Raw genomic sequence first — 15,963 nt, 5'->3', positions numbered from 1 at the left:
TTCCATCGGTCGGTTCACTGGTCGGAGGCGTCGGACTTGTCGACGCCGTCCCAGACGTTCGCATACCAGGGGCGGTCGGCCGCGCCGAGGTCGGCGCGCGACTGCCTGGCCGCGTCCGGGTCGATGACGATGTAACCAGTCTCGCCCGGCATGACGTAGTGCAGCCGCTGCCGGATCTGCTGCTCCGCGTACGCGTCGTCCTGCCAGCGCGCCTTGAGGTCGCGCAGCTGCTCGACCCGCTGCCGGGCCTGCTCCTGCTGGCGCTGCACGTCGGCGATCTCGGCGCGCTGGGAGACGTACTGCCTTATGGGATAGGCGAGCGCCACGACCAGCGTGCACAGGACCATGGCGAGCAGCGCGGCCCGGCCGGTGAGCCGGGAGCGGCGGGCCTGCCGTTTGGTCTGGGAGCGGTAGACACGGGCCGCGGTCTGCTCGCCGAGCAGCTTGATCCTGGTCGCGGTGGAGAAACGGTCCCGGTCCTTCACGGCCATGTCCCCCGCCTCCCGTCTCACACGTACGTACGTCCCCGGACACGGTACGGGACCGGGTACGGGGACGTACGTACGACTGGCTAGGGCTTGACCCCGCTTGGGTCAGCCCTTGCTGTGCCTAGTTCGCAGAGCGGAACCGCGGGAACGCGCTGCGGCCGGCGTACACCGCGGCGTCGTCGAGGATCTCCTCGATGCGCAGCAGCTGGTTGTACTTGGCGACGCGCTCGGAGCGGGCCGGGGCGCCGGTCTTGATCTGGCCGCAGTTGGTGGCGACGGCGAGGTCGGCGATGGTGACGTCCTCGGTCTCGCCGGAGCGGTGGGACATCATGCACTTGAAGCCGCTGCGCTGGGCCATCTCGACGGCGTCCAGGGTCTCGGTCAGCGAGCCGATCTGGTTGACCTTGACGAGCAGGGCGTTGGCGGCGCCCTCCTCGATGCCGCGGGCCAGGCGCTCCGGGTTGGTGACGAACAGGTCGTCGCCGACGATCTGGACCTTGTCGCCGAGCTTGTCGGTGAGGACCTTCCAGCCGGCCCAGTCGTCCTCGAACAGCGGGTCCTCGATGGAGACGAGCGGGTAGGCCGCGACGAGCTCCTCGTAGTACTCCGTCATCTCGGCGGCGGAGCGCTCCTTGCCCTCGAAGGAGTAGACACCGTCCTTGTAGAACTCGGAGGCGGCGACGTCCAGGGCCAGGGCGATCTGCTCGCCGGGGGTGTAACCGGCTTCCTTGACGGCCTCGAGGATGAGGTCGAGGGCCTCGCGGTTGGAGCCGAGGTTCGGGGCGAAGCCGCCCTCGTCGCCGAGGCCGGTGGACAGGCCCTTGGACTTCAGCACCTTCTTGAGGGTGTGGTAGACCTCGGTGCCCCAGCGCAGCGCCTCGGAGAAGGACTCCGCGCCGATCGGCGCGATCATGAACTCCTGGATGTCCACGTTGGAGTCGGCGTGCGAGCCGCCGTTCAGGATGTTCATCATCGGAACGGGCAGCAGGTGCGCGTTCGGGCCGCCCAGGTAGCGGAAGAGGGGGAGGTCGCTGGCCTCGGAGGCGGCGTGGGCGACGGCGAGGGAGACGCCGAGGATGGCGTTGGCGCCGAGCGAGCCCTTGTTGTCGGTGGCGTCCAGGTCGAACATCGCCTGGTCGATCAGGCGCTGCTCGGTGGCGTCGTAGCCGACGAGCTCCGGGCCGATCTGCTCGATGACGGCGAGGACGGCCTTCTCGACACCCTTGCCCTGATAGCGGTTCGGGTCACCGTCGCGGAGCTCGATGGCCTCGAAGGCACCCGTGGAGGCACCGGACGGAACGGCGGCACGACCCGTGCTGCCGTCGTCGAGGCCGACCTCGACCTCGACCGTGGGGTTGCCTCGGGAGTCCAGGATTTCCCGGGCTACGACGACGTCGATGGACGGCACGAGCATCTCCTTCTTCAATGTGACGCGGGCTGGCAGGACCGCGATGGGTACTGCGGGACGAGCCTAACCGGCTCCGGGCGATCGGCCAGCCCGTCGACCACCCGATGGACAGAACCGAGAGTAAATTGTTTCCGAACGGAACAAAGAGCCCCGTACAACGTGCGCGGAAACCCCACGAAACCCCGCACGCAACCACGCACGGGGCTCGCACCGAAGCCGGCACCGAAGCCCGCAGTCAAACCCCATGAAAAAGCCCCGCCCCGGTGCGTACGGGGGAAGACGCACCGGAGCGGGGAGCCCGTGGGGACGGGGGTGGCCCTCACGCGGACTCCACTGTGGAGCCCGCGGGTATAAGGACGCTGTGGCTGAGCTACGAGCCGCGTGTCACTTCAGGTGCAGCTGCTGGCCCGGGTAGATGAGGTTGGCGTCCTCGACGATGTCCTTGTTCAGCTCGAACAGCTTCGCCCAGCCGCCCTTGACGTCGTTCTCCTCGGCGATCGAGCTGAGGGTGTCGCCCTTGACGACCTTGTACTCGCCGTCACCCTTCTTGACCTTCTTGCCGGTCGGGGTGGTGACGGTCTTCTTCGCGGCCGGACGGTCCGCGGAACGGGACGCCTGCTGCTCCGAGGAACGGGTCGTGGTCTCCGAGGAACCGCTGCTGGAGCTGCTGGAGCCGCTGGAGCTGTTCGACGAGGTGTCGGTGCTGCCGTTGTACGCGGAGCTCGACAGGTTCACGCCGCAGCTCGGCCAGGCACCCTTGCCCTGGGAGGCGAGGACCTTCTCGGCGACGGCTATCTGCTGCGACTTGGAGGCCTGGTTGGCCTGCGAGGCGTACTGCGTGCCGCCGTACGCGGCCCAGGTGGAGGCGGAGAACTGCAGGCCGCCGTAGTAGCCGTTGCCGGTGTTGATGGACCAGTTGCCGCCGGACTCGCACTGGGCGACGGCGTCCCACTCGGAGGCGGTGGCGGCGGAGGCGTTGCCGGCCGCCATCAGCGGGGCGGCGACGGCGGCGCCGGTGACACCGGCGATGGCGATGGCCCGGGTGGCCTTGGACGGACGGCGGTGCTTGCCCTTGCCGGAAAACAGCATGGTGGATCCCCTCACCGACGCCTGCGAGGTGAGCTGTCGGGTTCGGGCCGGTTGAGTTGCCCGGCCGTGCCTCGCACTGTTTCGTGCGCGGCACGGCTTCACCCCAAGCCGGACCCAGCTCAACTGCTGGTTCCGGCGCTTACCTTGGGTCCCCCGCTCCTGCCTACGGCGCTTGACGCGACGACTGTTCCCGTACGGCCGCTGGCAGGATTCGGCGTTGCGGCAGCCGGGGCTCGTGTTGGCGAGCGGTCCTGACCGTAGACACGCGATCCGCGGAATTTCAAAGACGATCAGGGCTTCTGAGAGTCATCCCACACTTTCACTAAAACGGACATTCAGTGTGAAGTGTGACGCGAACTCCCGCTAGTTTTCGCCCGATTCGACACCGACGGAGAGGGTCTGACCGGGCACGATGACGCTCGGGTCGACGCCGATCGCCTGCTTGTTCTCGGCGTAGAGCTCGCGCCACCCGCCCTGGAGGTCAAGGGAGTCCGCGATGGACGCGAGAGTGTCTCCGACGCGGACGGTGTACGAGTCGGCGCGGACGGCGTGACGGCCCGTGGAGGTGCCGTCGGCGGCGTCGCCGGTACCACTGTCGGCGGCGGTCTCGTCGGCACTGCCACCGCGGTGCCGGCCGGCACTGAGGGAGCCGGTGTCGACGAGGGCCGAAGAGCCGCCCTCTTGCCAGGACTTGTCCGAGTCATCCTGCTTCGTGGTGTCCGTGGCGGAGCTGTCGGAACCCTGTGAGTCCTGCGAGTCATCGGAGCCCGGGACGGAATCAGAGGAGGAGTCGGACTTGCCCGAGTTGCCTGCCTTGTCCGACCCGTCCGACTGGTCGCCGGAGCCGGACGGGGTGGGCGACACGGACGCGTCCGAGGACGCGTCTGCCGACGAGTCCGCCGAGGACTCGGAGGAGTCCGACAAGCCGGGCGAGTCGGACGATTCGCCGCTGCCCGACGTCGCGCCGTCCACCACACCCGTGTCGACGTCGGCCGCCGCGGAGTCCTTGCTGAGCCCGTTGAGCAGTCCGCAGGTGGACCAGTAGCCGACACCCTTGTCCGCGAGGATTTTCTCGGCGACCGATATCTGCTGGTTGCGGCTGGCCTGGTCGGCGCGCGAGGCGAAGTCGAGACCGCCGTACTGCTCCCAGTCCTTCTGGGCGATGTGGAGCCCGCCGTAGTACCCGTCCCCGCTGTTCTCGCTCCAGGAGCCACCCGTCTCGCAGTTGGCCACCTGGTCCCACGTGGTCCCGGTCGCCGCGCTCGCGCCGGTGGCGCCGAGGAGCGGGATCGCGATGGCGGAGCCCGTCACTCCGGCCGCCACGAGGATGGCCGGAGCCTGGCGGGGGCGACGATGACGGCCGTTCCCGGAGAGCATGCGGAAACCTTTCGCGAGACAACGATGACCAGCGCGGCGGGTGAGGCTCGGCGCCGCGCTGATCCGTGAACGTATAGGCAGTCGAACACTTGTCACAAGTTAATGCCGCGTAGATCACGTGAAGATCACAGAGGTGAGGGCGCGTCACCTTTACGCAGGTGAGAGGAGTCAGACACGCGGCGTGAACTCGACGGGCAACGTCCTCAGTCCGCGCATGATGAGACCACCCCGCCATCGCAAATCTGCCGATTCCACCGCGAGTTGCAGATCCGGAAGGCGCGTCAGGAGCGTGGCGAGCGCGGTCTGCCCCTCCAGACGGGCGAGGGGTGCGCCCAGGCAGTAGTGGATGCCGTGGCCGTATCCGAGGTGCTGATTGTCACGGCGGGACAGGTCGAGAGTGTCCGGATCGACGAACCGCTCCGGATCCCGGTCCGCGGCGGCGAGTACGACGAGAACGGGATCGCCGGCCACGATGTCCTGCCCACCGATGCGGAGCGGCTGGGTCGCGAACCGCCAGGTGGCGAGCTCGACGGGGCCGTCGTAGCGGAGCAGTTCCTCCACCCCGGTCTCCAGGAGGCCCCGTTCACCGGCGGCGAGGGACTTCTGGAGCCGGTCTCGCTGCTCGGGGTGGGTGAGGAGGGCGTACGTGCCGTTGCCGATCAAGTTGACGGTGGTCTCGAACCCTGCGAACAAGAGGATGAAGGCCATGGCCGCCGCCTCGTTCTCCGAGAGGTGCTCGCCGTGGTCGGAGGCGCGGATGAGGCCGGAGATGAGGTCCTCGCCGGGGGCGGCGGTCTCCGGTAGCGCTTCCCGCTTGCGGTGGATGAGCTCAGCGAGATAGCCCCGCATCTTCTTCACCGACCGCGCCACACCGCCCCGGGGCCCTCCGCCGTGACGGATCATCATCCCCGCCCAGTCCCGGAAGTCGTCCTGGTCCTCGCGAGGGACGCCGAGCAGGTCGCAGATCGCGTAGATGGGCAGGGGGAAGGCGAACTCGTGGATGAGGTCGGCGCTGCCCTTCTCGGCGAACTGGTCGATGAGGTGGTCGGTGAGTTCCTGAACCCGGTCCGCGAACTCGGCGACGCGTCTCGGCGTGAACGCCTTGGAGACGAGCCGGCGGAGCCTCGTGTGGTCCGGCGGGTCGATGTTGAGCAGATGGGTCATCAGCTCGGCCTTGCGCTCACCGGGGATGCCGGTCTTGCCCTTGGCGTGGGCGGGCTCGTCGTGATGCGCCGGGTTCTTGGACAGACGCGGGTCGGCGAGGGCCTGCTTGGCGTCGACGTACCGGGTGACCAGCCAGGCCTCCACGCCGCTGGGGAGTTTGGTTCTGTGCACGGGGGCGTTCTCGCGGAGCCAGGCGTAGGCAGGGTAGGGATCCGTCGCGAACTCCCAGGTGAAGAGTTCCGGGGCGGGGTCCGTGGGGGTGGGCTGGTCGGTCACTCCCTGACGGTATCCGGAGACTCGGCTGGGGGAACGCCGGGTGGGAGCCGGGATGGGGCCGAGCTGGGGCGGAGGGATCGCTGCGGGGAGGCTGGTGAGGAGGCGGAGGGGGCGGGCGGGGCGGAGAGAGCCCTTCGGGGGGCCGGTGAGGCGGCGGGGAGGACCGGGGTGCGGCGGAGTCCTCGAAGGCCGGGGGCCTCGGAAGAGGCCGGGAGCCTCGGAAGAGGCCGGGAGCCTCGGAAGAGCCGGGGCGGAGAGAGCCCTTCGGGGAGGTTGGTGGGGTCCAGGTGGCAACCTTGCGCGGCCGTTCCTCGGCTTCCGCGGACCTGCCCGGCCTTCGCTTGTGCAGACCTGCTGTGCTTTCGGCATCCGCGACTTGCCCTGCTTCGGCATTCTCGGCAGCCTGCCCTGCTTTCGCGGCAGCAGCTCAACGGGCCGGTCAGAGTCCCGAGGAGACCTCGGGACTAGTCGCCGAGCCCTTCAGCAGCGCGAACCGCATCCCGGTACGCCCGTGCGGCGACGCGCAGTGCCGCCTCCGGATCCACGCCCTCCGCCTCCGCTCGTACCGCCAGGGCGAGCAGGTCGTACCCGATGCCCTCGGCCTTGGGCAACGGCACTTGCAGGCCCGCCGTCCGTACTCTCGACGCCAGCTTCGCCGCCAGGGCGAGGCCCGGCTGGCCGAGGGGAACGCCGTCCGTGACCGACTCGCGCTGCTTCTCTATCGCCTTCGTGCGCAGCCAGTGCTCCTTGACCTCCTCGGGGGTCGTGGCCGTCTCGTCGCCGAAGACGTGCGGGTGGCGGTGGATGAGCTTGGCGACGATGCCGCCGGCGACGTCGTCGACGGAGAAGGGGGCGTCAGGGTCCTCCTCGGCGATACGGGCGTGGAAGACGACCTGGAGCAGGACGTCGCCCAGTTCCTCGCGCAGTTCGTCGCGGTCGCCCTCCTCGATGGCCTCGACGAGTTCGTACGCCTCCTCGATGCCGTACTTCGCCAGGCCCTTGTGGGTCTGCTGGGACGACCAGGGGCATTCGGCGCGGATGCGGTCCATGACCTGGACGAGGTCGAGGAGGCGGGCGCCCGGCAGGTCGTAGGAGGCGGGGAGCAGCTCCAGCTCGGGCATGTGGACGCGGCCGGAGCCCGCGAGGCGTGCCAGGCCGTCCGTGAGGGCCGGCTCGCCCTCGCCGGTGGCGACCACGACCACCGTCCGCCCTCCGGCGCACGCGCCGACCAGTTCCTCGGCGGTGGGCGACGCCTCGTCGACCGCTGTTCCCGCCTCGCGCAGATACGGCAGCTGCGGGTGCGCGCCGTCCGCGCACAGCACGCGGTCGGCGGCGTGCAGCGCCTGCCAGGCGGGCCAGGACAGCAGGCCGGGCGCGACGCGGTGGCTGGTGGTGAGGAGGACGATGCGGCCGGTGGCGGCTTCGGGGCTGGTTGCGTTCACCATTCGAAGCTAACGCACGCCGCCGACGAGGCGATCAGTTGTCCACAGGGCAGGGGGGCGTAGTGCGATCGTATGAACAACCCTGCGGTGTAGTCATGCGCCTGCTGCGCACCCGGTCATGCCGTCTGCTGCGTCCCCGTCGCCGTGACCTCGCGCAGCCACGGCGTCTTCGTGTCGACGCGGCTGCTCTTGTTCACGTCCCAGCTGCCGTAGCGCGGGTTGAGGTCGACGTCCAGCTTCTTGGACGCCTTGGCGAGGGTGTTCCAGAAGGCGGGGTCTCCGGTGTCGGTGCCGAGCTGGGTGGCGAGCTTCTGGGCCTCCAGCTGGAGGCGGAGGTTCTCGTCGAGGCGCTCGGGGGCGATGCCGTACTGCTGCAGCCAGGCCGCTTCCAGGGCCTCGGCGCCGCCGGTCTGCTGTTCCAGGCCGCTGCGCATCTGCTGGATCTCCTTGCGGCTGACGGTCACGCCCGCGTCCTCGGCGGCGCGCTGCAGCACGCGCTCCAGGACCATGTTGTGCAGGGTGTCGCGGGTGAGCGTGCCGGTCTTGGCGATGGCCTGCTCGTACTGTGCGTCGTCCGGCACCGCCGCCCGCTGCGCCGCGCGCACTTCGCTCACCCGGGTTTCCAGCTGGGAGACGGTGATCCGCTGGCCGCCGACGACGGCCGCCGCGCCGGGATGCGCATCGTTTCCGCAGGCGGTGAGGAGGGGGGCCGCGGCGATCGCGGCGGAGAGGAGGAGCGCGGTGCGACGGCGGCGGTGCAAGGAAGCCTCCCGAGGAGTTTGTGCGGCGGTGCACAAGGTCTTGCGGTGATCGATGGTAGGCAGTGGGCAAGCTCTGGCCAACCCATTCGACCAACGATTCACCAGGACTTCGGGCACCGCCGCGCTCCGCGGCCACTTCGACCGTCAGCCGGTGATGGCCACCGGCCCGTCCCAGGCGTCCCGGTCCACCGTGATCGTGTAGCCGCCGCGGCTCTCCTTGCTGTTGACCATGTACTGGTGACCGCGGCTGTGGTTCGTCCACTGGGTCGCGCCGAAAGGCCAGTCCGCGGTCGTGGTGTTCTGCTTGTCCCACAGCGCGTACCACATGTTGCCGGGGAGATCGGTCTTGTCGGTCGCCTTCGCGATCGCCTTCGCGCTGGAGCTGGTGAAGCCGTAGTAGCCGGTGCGGTACGTCTTGGCGCGCAGCGCCTTGTCGAAGGACCGGACGTAGGTGAGGACGGCGTCGTTGCACGCCTTGTTCGTGATGTCGTACGGCTCCATGTCGAGGAACACCGGGCTGCCCGCCTTCATGCCGAGCGCGGAGGCCTTGGCCACGGCGTCGGCGGCGTCGCTCGCGCCGAGGGAGGCGGCGGTGCTCGCGGTGATCTTCTCGGGGCTGGAGCCCGTCTGGCACGGCGGCTGGGCGCCGACGTAGAGCGGGATGAGCTTCCAGCCGACGGTGCTGACGGACTTCACCCAGGAGGCGGTGAGGTTGGGCTGCGAGCAGCCACGGTTCTTGCCGCCGATGTAGACCGCGGCGGCGCCGTAGAAGCCGGTGTGCCAGGCCTTCATGGCGGCGAGGGACGGTGCGGCGCAGGTGTCGAAGGCCCGGCCTGTGTAGGTGCGCTGCGCGGGCCAGGTCGTGGCGGCCATCGAGGTCTGCGCGGCGATGCCGGCTCCGGCGACGACGGCGGCTCCCGCGACGCCCCACGTGAGATATCTGCGCTTCTTGGACTGCCGATGGCCGGACATGTGTGACCCCACCCCTGGTTGTACCGAACTGGTTGTACCGAACAAGTTGCTGTCGACTGACGGGCGCGCACAGAAGGCGCGCGGCGCGCGGGAAGCGGATCGCAACCTATCCCGTTCGCCTACGTGTTCGGGAAACATCGCCCCCAGAGGCTCACAAGGATGTCCCTGGGCGTGGCAAAATCCCGCCGCCCTCCTGGCAGCACACCTCGCCGCCCATCTGGCGGCACACCTAGCCGCGCACCTGCCCCAGCCACTCCAGGGTCCGGCGGATCTCCGCCGCGAAGGGGTGCCCGGGCCCGCGCAGCCGCTCCGAGTCGTGCAGCAGCCGCACCAGCGTGTCGTGGGCGGCGGCGCGGTCGCCGAGGGCGAGGAGGAGGTGGCCCATGCGGCGGCGGACCTCGTGGGCGAGCTCGGGGTCGCCTGCCACGTACTGGTTCTCGTAGTACGGCAGCAGCGCCCGGTACTCCGCGAGCGCCGCCCCCGGTTCGCCGAGCTGCTCCAGGCACTGGGCGGCCTCGTAGCGGAAGCGGAGCGACTGCGGGTCGGACTGGCCCGCCTCGACGGCGCGTTCTTCGGCGAGGCGGCGCAGTTCGGGCAGTGCGCGCCGGTACTGGCCGTCGTCCATGAGGGTGGCCGCGTACTGCTTGCGCAGGGTGCGGACGACCGGGGAGTGCTCGCCGTGCTGTTCGGCCGCGGCGGGCAGGATCGCGCCGAGGATGTCGACGGCCTGGGTGATGCGGCCCTCGCCGAGGAGGCGCTTGACCTCGTCGACGGCCCGGGCGACGTCCGGCTTCTCGGCGGCGGGCGCCACGGGTGTGGCGGGAGCGGGCTGCGGCGCGGGCGTGCGCGCGCGGTCCGGCCAGGGAGCGTGCGGGCGCAGGAAGGGTCGTGTGGGGTCCAGGGGCGCCCCTGTGGGCATTCCGCGCGCGGGCAGGAGCAGCGCCAGCTCCTCGTACACGTCCTGCGCGGAGGCCGGGCGGTGCTGTGGGTCCTTGGCGAGCAGGCGCAGGACGAGCGCTTCGAGGGGCTCCGGGACTTCGGGGCGGATGCGGCGCACGGGCAGCGGCGGCTCGTACAGGTGCCGGTGCAGCACACCGAGCGCCGTCGAGCCCGCGAAGGGGACGTCTCCGCTGAGCAGTTCGTGCAGGAGCACGCCGAGTGCGTACAGGTCGGTGTACGGGCCGACCGCGCCGCCCATCGCCTGCTCGGGGGCCATGTAGGCGGGCGAGCCGATGGGCGAACCGGTGTGCGTGAGGCGGGTGGTGTCGGTGTCCATGACCGACGCGACGCCGAGGTCGAGGACGGTGACCGTGCCGTCCTGCTTCACCATCACGTTGCGCGGCTTCAGGTCGCGGTGGACGATCGGCACGGCGTGCACGGCGCTCAGCACGGCGCACAGTTGCGCGGCGACCGCGACCGCCCACTGCCACGGGTACGGGTCGTGCTCGGCGAGGTGGTCGGAGAGGTCGGCGCCGTCGACGTACTGCATGACGAGGAACAGCTCCTCGCCCTCACTGCCCGCGTCGTGGACCGTGACCAGCCCGGGGTGGTCGACCTGCGCCGTCACCCGGCACTCGCGCACGAAGCGGCGGCGCAGCTCGTCCGCCTCCTGGCCGGCCACCTTGTCGGGGCGCAGCAGCTTCACCGCCACGCGCCGGTCGAGCCGCTGGTCGTAGGCCGTCCAGACCTGGCCCATGCCGCCCTGCCCGATGAGCGTGGACAGTTCGTAGCGGCCGCCGACGACACGTCCTGTCGCCACGCTCACCTTCCGCCCTCGTGGTTGCCGTCGTGGTGGCCGTCCTGGCGGCGCAGATAGTCGCTGAGCTCGTCGAGCTCGGCGCGCACCTGGTCGATGCGGGCGGGCGCGGGGCGCTGGGGCGGCGGGGCCGTCGGCAGGGGCGGCTGCGGCGGCGTCTGCGGCCTCTGCAGAGGCCCTGGCGTCTGCGGCACGGTCGCCGCGGTGTACGGCGACGGTGCCGCGTGCTGCGGGTAGCCGTACGTCTGTGCCTGTGCCGGTGCGCCCTGCGGTGCGTAGGCGCCGTAGCGGAGCTGGTGGAAGTGGCGTACGTCCGCCGCGAGGTAGTACGCGGTCGCGGCCACGAGCGTGCCCAGGAGCAGTCCTATCCCGGTCCAGCCGCCCACGGTGTGGACCTCCTCGCCCGGCTCGGTGCCGAGCAGCACGAGCGCGAGGACGTCGGCCACGCCCGCGGCCACGAACAGGCCCCAGTCGAGCCCCTTGCGCGTGACGATCGCCAGGCGCAGCAGCATCGTCCAGGCCAGGATGCCGATACTGAAGATCGAGATCGCCACGAACAGCACGCGCACGAAGACCAGCCACCCCGTCGGGGGTGGCTTCTTCACCGGCTGCGTGTAGCCGTGGCCATGCATGACAGCTCCTGATGTCTGAGGCGGGCGCACAAAGGCGGGCGCACAAAGGCGGGCCGGCGTCGGGCAACGCCGGTCGCACGATTGTCGCTTCGAGCGTATAGGCCGACACGGACAAGCGGTCCTGGGTTGTACCGAACCGTTGTCATGCTGATCACTCCGTCTCAGCCGGGCGCGACCGTCCCGTCGGTGAGGCCGTCGTACATCCCGCGCACCAGCTGCTCCCCGAGTCGGCCCGCACGCCGGATCACCCCCTCGAAGTCGTCGAGGGCGCGGAAGCGCGCGCCGTAGCGCCGCTGTTCGTCGAGCGGCAGCCGGGGCAGCTGGAGGCGGCGCACGTCGAGGCGCGTGGCGGTGGACGCGTAGCTGCTGGCCTGGCGGTTGTTGGCGGTGCCGCGCAGGAAGCCGGCCAGGAACCACGGGTCGAGTGCCGAGAGGTCGGGGCGCAGGAGCACGAGGTTGCGGCCCAGGGCGGCGCCCGCCGTGGCGTCGTCGATCACGCGCGTCACCGAGCCGCCGCCGAGCACCGGCACCACGACGTCGCCCGCCGCCATGAGGACGGCCTCCTCGTCGCTCTCGGGCAGCGTCCCCGAGGGGGCGGTTCCGGCGAGGACGTCGTGGTCGGTGAGAACGCGCACGCGTGCGTGGCCGCCGTTTCCGCCCGTACGCATCACCAGCGCGCCCCCGCGCGCGAGTTCGCCGACGGTGGTGAGCGGCCAGCGCGTGGGCTGTGCGGTGGTCGCGGGGGGCGGGGTGAGGTCGGCGGTCAGGCGCAGGGTCTCGCCCAGGCGCTCGCGCACGGCGGTGAGCGCCTCGGCGCCGTCGGCCGCCGCCGCGGGCGGCAGGTGGCGGGCGGGGGCGAAGTCCACGTCGTCGTCGAGGAGCTCGATGACGGGCAAGGACCGGGCCAGGCCGGGCCGTTCGTCGAGGCGGCCCGCCTTGTCGAAGGCACGCCAGGCGTCGAGCAGGGCATCGCGCACCGCCCGCCAGTCCGGCCCGCCGCGCCCCTCGGTGGCGAACTGCCCCGCGTCGGCGAGCAGCACCTCGGGCTGCGCGGGCGCCTTCGCGGGCCGGCGCAGCACCCACAGGTGGAGCGGGAGGTTGTACGGCGGTGCCGAACCGACCGGCAGCGCGAGGACGGCGCGCAGCGCACCGCGGCGCAGCAGGTCGGCGCGGATCCGGCGGCCGGAGCGACGGGAGGCCGCGGCGGGCGGCATGAGGAGGACGGCGGTGCCGCCGTCCTTGAGGCGGGCGAGCGCGTGCTGCACCCAGGCCAGCTCGGACTCGTTGCGCGCCGGGAAGCCGTACTCCCAGCGCGGGTCGTAGGCGAGCTCGTCGTGGCCCCAGTTGCGCTCGTTGAACGGCGGGTGGCACAGGACGGCGTCGGCCTGCAGTCCCGGGTGGCCATCGGCGCGCAGGGTGTCACCGGCGGCTGCGCGCACGGTCGCCCGGGCGTGCAGCGCGAGCCGGAGCGCGGTCAGCGCGGCGAGGTCGGGGGCGCTGTCCTGGGCGTACAGCTCCTGGTCGGGGCGCGGGGTGACGGCGCGCAGCAGGGCGCCGGTTCCGCAGGCCGGATCGAGGACGGTACGCGCGGTACCGGCCAGGTCGGCCATGAGACCGGCGAGTTCGCCGGGGGTGAGCGTGTACTGGCGCGGATTGGCGTCGAGGTGCCGGCCGAGCAGGAACTCGAACGCCTGGCGGGCGCCCAGCTCGGCGGCGAGTTCGGCGGCGCCGCGGAGGAGGGGGGCGGAGGGGAGGAGGGCCGGGCCGCTGGGGGCGTGAAGGGCGGGGGTGGCGTGTACGGCTCCGTCGGGGGTCGCGCCTCCGCCGGGGCTCACCACTCCGGCTTGATTCACGCTTCCAGTGGGGTTCACGCCTCCGCCGGGGTTCACGCCTCCGGCGAGGCTGAAGCCGCCGCCCGTGTTCACAGCCCCGCCCGTGTTCACAGCCCCGGCCGAGTGGACACCCCCACCGGCGTTCACAGCACCCGGTGGGTTCACAGCCCCAGAGCCGTGAACCGGTGTCGCAGCGTGCCGGCCTGCTGTAGCGGGTGCGGCGTGAACGGTCGCCGGGGTGTTCACAGCACCCGGGCCGGTCACGGCTTGCGGCGAGTTCACACCCGGCGGCGTGTGAACACCCCGGCCGCCGGCACCGCCGCCACCATCACCTCCGCTGCCGCCACTTCCGCCGCCACGACCCCGCCCACCCCGAAACGCCCCGAAGCGCGGCACGAGCACCGGCTCCAGCGCGCCCGGCAGCATCGCGGCCAGCCGTTCGTCGGAGCCGGCGCTCACCTCCAGCCAGTCCGTGGGGCGGTCGTGGATCAGGAGCAGGACACATCCGGCGTGGGTGAGTGCCGTGACCGGGCCCTCGGGATGGCCGGCGAGCTGTTGCCAGACGCGTTCTCGCAGCGGGACTTCGGCGAGTTTCCCCTGGTGGCGCAGCCAGGCCTCGACCTCGGCGAGCGCGAAGGACGGGCTGGTCTCGGTGCCGCCGACCGGCTTGGGGAAGTCGGCGTGCCGGCGCCGCCAGTTGCTGACGGCGGCCCGGCCGACGCCGGCGAGCCGTGCGATTCCGGCGGCGGTCACCTCTGTCGCGTTGTCCTGCACCGCCGGCTCCCCTCGTCGTCCCGCGTCGTCTTCGTTCTCGCGGTCCCATGTGTGGCGTCGAGCATACCGACGTACTCGAGATCTACGCATTCACGGCCGTGTACGCGAGACATCTCGTGAACCGTGTTGACTCGGTTCACAGGCCCTGTTCTTATTGACCCAGCGAACGAGCGACAGCCGAACGGCGGCAGTCGCCGCGTGGGGGAGGGGACACAGCCATGGGCATGAAGGGCAAAGTCGCGCTGGGCGCCGTCGTCGGAGTCGTCGTGATCGGCGCCGTCTCGGCGAACGCCGGGGGCAGCGGAAGCGACAGCGGCTCCGGCAAGAGCGGCAAGGGCTCTTCGGCCTCCGCGCGGAGCAAGCCCGGCGGGGAGAAGAACAAGGACGCGGGGACGACGAAGGTCGCGGAGAAGAAGGTCGCGTTCTCGGGGGACGGCGACCTCGAGGTCGGTACGGACCTCAAGCCCGGCACCTACCGCACGACCGGCAACAGCGACGGCCTGTGCTACTGGGAGCGGGCCAAGGACGCCTCGGGCGAGATGGACTCGCTGCTGGCCAACGACAACGTCACCGGCACCAGTTACGTGACCGTCAAGGCCACCGACAAGCTCTTCAAGTCGAGCGACTGCAACGACTGGGAGGCCGTCGACCTGAAGGCGAAGGACTCCCCCGCCTCCGAGATGGCCGGCGACGGCGGCATGTTCAGAGTCGGCGCCGACATCGCGCCCGGCACCTACAAGTCCACCGGCAACGCCGACGACTCCTGCTACTGGGAGCGCGACAAGGACGCCGAGCACTCGATGGACTCGATCGTCGCCAACAACAACGTCAACGGCACGGCCGTCGTGACGATCAGTTCCTCGGACGTCTACTTCAAGACGGCCGGCTGCAAGGACTGGAAGAAGACCGCCTGACTCCGGTCCCCCGCCTCGCAGCCACGGCACGTCCCACGGCCGCGGCGCGTACGGCACCCGTTGCCGCACGGGGCGCGGCGTATCCGCCCGACGCGTATCCGCCCGACGCGCATACGACCGACGCACGACCGCTCGACGCGCAACAACTCCACGCGCAACCGGTCGACGCCTCGCCCCGCCTCAGCCCACCGCACCACATCCTCACCTAGGAATTCCCATGCGTCGCACCACACTTGCCACCCTCTGCCTCGCCGCCGCGGCCACCACCGGACTCACCGGCTGCCTCCCCGACCAGGACAAGGCCGACAGCGGGCCGGACACACCGGCCAGGTCGAGCGCCTCGAACACGCCGAAGGACCCCTTCGCCGGACTGAGCGGCGGTGAGATCGCCGAACGGGCGATGGAGGCGACCACGGGTGCCTCGTCGCTGCGCATGAAGGGCGACATCCCCGACGAGGAGGGCGGCGGCACGCTGCGGATCGACATGGCCCTGAACAAGAAGGGCGAGTGCGCCGGCACGATGAGCGCCGGCGGTCAGGGCCAGGCCGAGTTGATCAAGACCGGCGACACCGTCTACATGAAGTACGACGAGGCGTTCCTGCGCGCCCAGAGCGAGGGCGAGTCCAAGGCGGACACCGACGCGGCCGTGGAGCTGCTGGCCGGGAAGTGGACCAAGATGTCCGCGAAGGGCCAGGACGCCCAGGACATCGCGAGCTTCTGCGATCTGGACACGGTGCTCGGCGACGCCGAGGCCGGCCGCTCGGACGCGACCCGCGGCAAGACCACCACCGTCGACGGCACGCCCGCGATCGTCCTGCGGGAGAAGGACGGCAAGGACCGTTACACGCTGTACGTCGCCACGGAGGGCGAGCCGTACGTGCTGAGGGTCGACAGCGCCTCGGCCGAGGATCCGGGCACCCTCACCTTCGGCGCCTACGACGAGCCTGTCTCGGCGCAGCGGCCCGCCGGCGACATCCTGGACCTGGACGCTCTGAGCGGCTGATCCGGCCGGGCGTTTTCGCCGCACCGCACCAATGCGCCGGCCACCTGCCCCGCCTCCGGGTGTGGGGTGGCGGGG

Annotated in this window: 13 protein-coding genes and 1 riboswitch; of the genes, 2 read left to right on the top strand and 11 right to left on the bottom strand. The window is 70.9% G+C overall.

The features are described from left to right. Nucleotides 1-14: 14 nt before the first annotated feature. The 11 genes from ACFWWR_RS24995 to ACFWWR_RS24945 all read right to left on the bottom strand — a co-directional run bounded on the left by ACFWWR_RS24995 (nucleotide 15) and on the right by ACFWWR_RS24945 (nucleotide 13,971). On the bottom strand, nucleotides 15-491 hold the full coding sequence (locus ACFWWR_RS24995) for a septum formation initiator family protein (RefSeq protein WP_383858711.1): 477 nt from the start codon (nucleotides 489-491) through the stop codon (nucleotides 15-17). A 118-nt stretch (nucleotides 492-609) separates the two neighbouring features. Next, a complete protein-coding gene (gene eno / locus ACFWWR_RS24990; protein ID WP_383858714.1) occupies nucleotides 610-1,896 on the bottom strand; it encodes a phosphopyruvate hydratase in 1,287 nt (428 codons plus the stop codon). A 384-nt stretch (nucleotides 1,897-2,280) separates the two neighbouring features. Then, a complete protein-coding gene (locus tag ACFWWR_RS24985) occupies nucleotides 2,281-2,985 on the bottom strand; it encodes a transglycosylase family protein (protein ID WP_383858717.1) in 705 nt (234 codons plus the stop codon). 3 nt (nucleotides 2,986-2,988) lie between these two features. Further along, a riboswitch (cyclic di-AMP (ydaO/yuaA leader) is annotated at nucleotides 2,989-3,166 on the bottom strand. Between the two features lie 182 nt (nucleotides 3,167-3,348). Beyond that, the gene (locus ACFWWR_RS24980) at nucleotides 3,349-4,362 is read right to left on the bottom strand and encodes a transglycosylase family protein (RefSeq protein ID WP_384305388.1); all 1,014 of its coding nucleotides are present in this window, start codon (nucleotides 4,360-4,362) and stop codon (nucleotides 3,349-3,351) included. Nucleotides 4,363-4,530: 168 nt separating this feature from the next. After that, on the bottom strand, nucleotides 4,531-5,802 hold the full coding sequence (locus tag ACFWWR_RS24975; RefSeq protein ID WP_383858722.1) for a cytochrome P450: 1,272 nt from the start codon (nucleotides 5,800-5,802) through the stop codon (nucleotides 4,531-4,533). 464 nt (nucleotides 5,803-6,266) lie between these two features. Further along, nucleotides 6,267-7,244 (bottom strand): nucleoside triphosphate pyrophosphohydrolase, encoded by a 978-nt coding sequence (locus tag ACFWWR_RS24970; RefSeq protein ID WP_383858725.1) that lies wholly within the window; start codon nucleotides 7,242-7,244, stop codon nucleotides 6,267-6,269. A gap of 116 nt (nucleotides 7,245-7,360) precedes the next feature. Continuing rightward, nucleotides 7,361-8,005: a SurA N-terminal domain-containing protein gene (locus ACFWWR_RS24965; RefSeq protein ID WP_384305385.1), complete on the bottom strand. Its 645-nt coding sequence runs from the start codon at nucleotides 8,003-8,005 to the stop codon at nucleotides 7,361-7,363. A gap of 144 nt (nucleotides 8,006-8,149) precedes the next feature. After that, a complete protein-coding gene (locus tag ACFWWR_RS24960) occupies nucleotides 8,150-8,977 on the bottom strand; it encodes a glycoside hydrolase domain-containing protein (RefSeq protein ID WP_383858730.1) in 828 nt (275 codons plus the stop codon). Between the two features lie 229 nt (nucleotides 8,978-9,206). After that, nucleotides 9,207-10,700, bottom strand: a complete 1,494-nt coding sequence (locus tag ACFWWR_RS24955) for a protein kinase (RefSeq protein WP_383859121.1) — start codon at nucleotides 10,698-10,700, stop codon at nucleotides 9,207-9,209. 38 nt (nucleotides 10,701-10,738) lie between these two features. Beyond that, nucleotides 10,739-11,365 carry a hypothetical protein gene (locus ACFWWR_RS24950; RefSeq protein WP_383858733.1) on the bottom strand — a complete coding sequence of 209 codons (627 nt, stop codon included), beginning with the start codon at nucleotides 11,363-11,365 and terminating at the stop codon, nucleotides 10,739-10,741. Nucleotides 11,366-11,526: 161 nt separating this feature from the next. Further along, nucleotides 11,527-13,971 (bottom strand): N-6 DNA methylase, encoded by a 2,445-nt coding sequence (locus ACFWWR_RS24945; RefSeq protein ID WP_383858735.1) that lies wholly within the window; start codon nucleotides 13,969-13,971, stop codon nucleotides 11,527-11,529. 218 nt (nucleotides 13,972-14,189) lie between these two features. Between ACFWWR_RS24945 and ACFWWR_RS24940 the strand changes: the two genes are divergently transcribed. Then, nucleotides 14,190-14,885, top strand: a complete 696-nt coding sequence (locus ACFWWR_RS24940; RefSeq protein WP_383858738.1) for a hypothetical protein — start codon at nucleotides 14,190-14,192, stop codon at nucleotides 14,883-14,885. A 217-nt stretch (nucleotides 14,886-15,102) separates the two neighbouring features. Continuing rightward, entirely contained in the window at nucleotides 15,103-15,888 is a 786-nt protein-coding gene (locus tag ACFWWR_RS24935; protein WP_383858740.1) for a hypothetical protein, read from the top strand. Nucleotides 15,889-15,963: the final 75 nt, after the last annotated feature.

The organism is Streptomyces sp. NPDC058678, assembly GCF_042714835.1.
Classification (GTDB): Bacteria; Actinomycetota; Actinomycetes; order Streptomycetales; family Streptomycetaceae; genus Streptomyces.
Note: the sequence above shows the minus strand (reverse complement) of the source record. Positions and strands in the feature narration are given on the sequence as shown.

Excerpts from the sequence above, each read along its gene's own strand:
- ACFWWR_RS24995 (WP_383858711.1), bottom strand. The coding sequence starts at position 491 with ATGGCCGTGAAGGACCGGGACCGTTTCTCCACCGCGACCAGGATCAAG.
- ACFWWR_RS24985 (WP_383858717.1), bottom strand. The coding sequence starts at position 2,985 with ATGCTGTTTTCCGGCAAGGGCAAGCACCGCCGTCCGTCCAAGGCCACC.
- ACFWWR_RS24980 (WP_384305388.1), bottom strand. The coding sequence starts at position 4,362 with ATGCTCTCCGGGAACGGCCGTCATCGTCGCCCCCGCCAGGCTCCGGCC.
- ACFWWR_RS24960 (WP_383858730.1), bottom strand. The coding sequence starts at position 8,977 with ATGTCCGGCCATCGGCAGTCCAAGAAGCGCAGATATCTCACGTGGGGC.
- ACFWWR_RS24950 (WP_383858733.1), bottom strand. The coding sequence starts at position 11,365 with ATGCATGGCCACGGCTACACGCAGCCGGTGAAGAAGCCACCCCCGACG.
- ACFWWR_RS24940 (WP_383858738.1), top strand. The coding sequence starts at position 14,190 with ATGGGCATGAAGGGCAAAGTCGCGCTGGGCGCCGTCGTCGGAGTCGTC.
- ACFWWR_RS24935 (WP_383858740.1), top strand. The coding sequence starts at position 15,103 with ATGCGTCGCACCACACTTGCCACCCTCTGCCTCGCCGCCGCGGCCACC.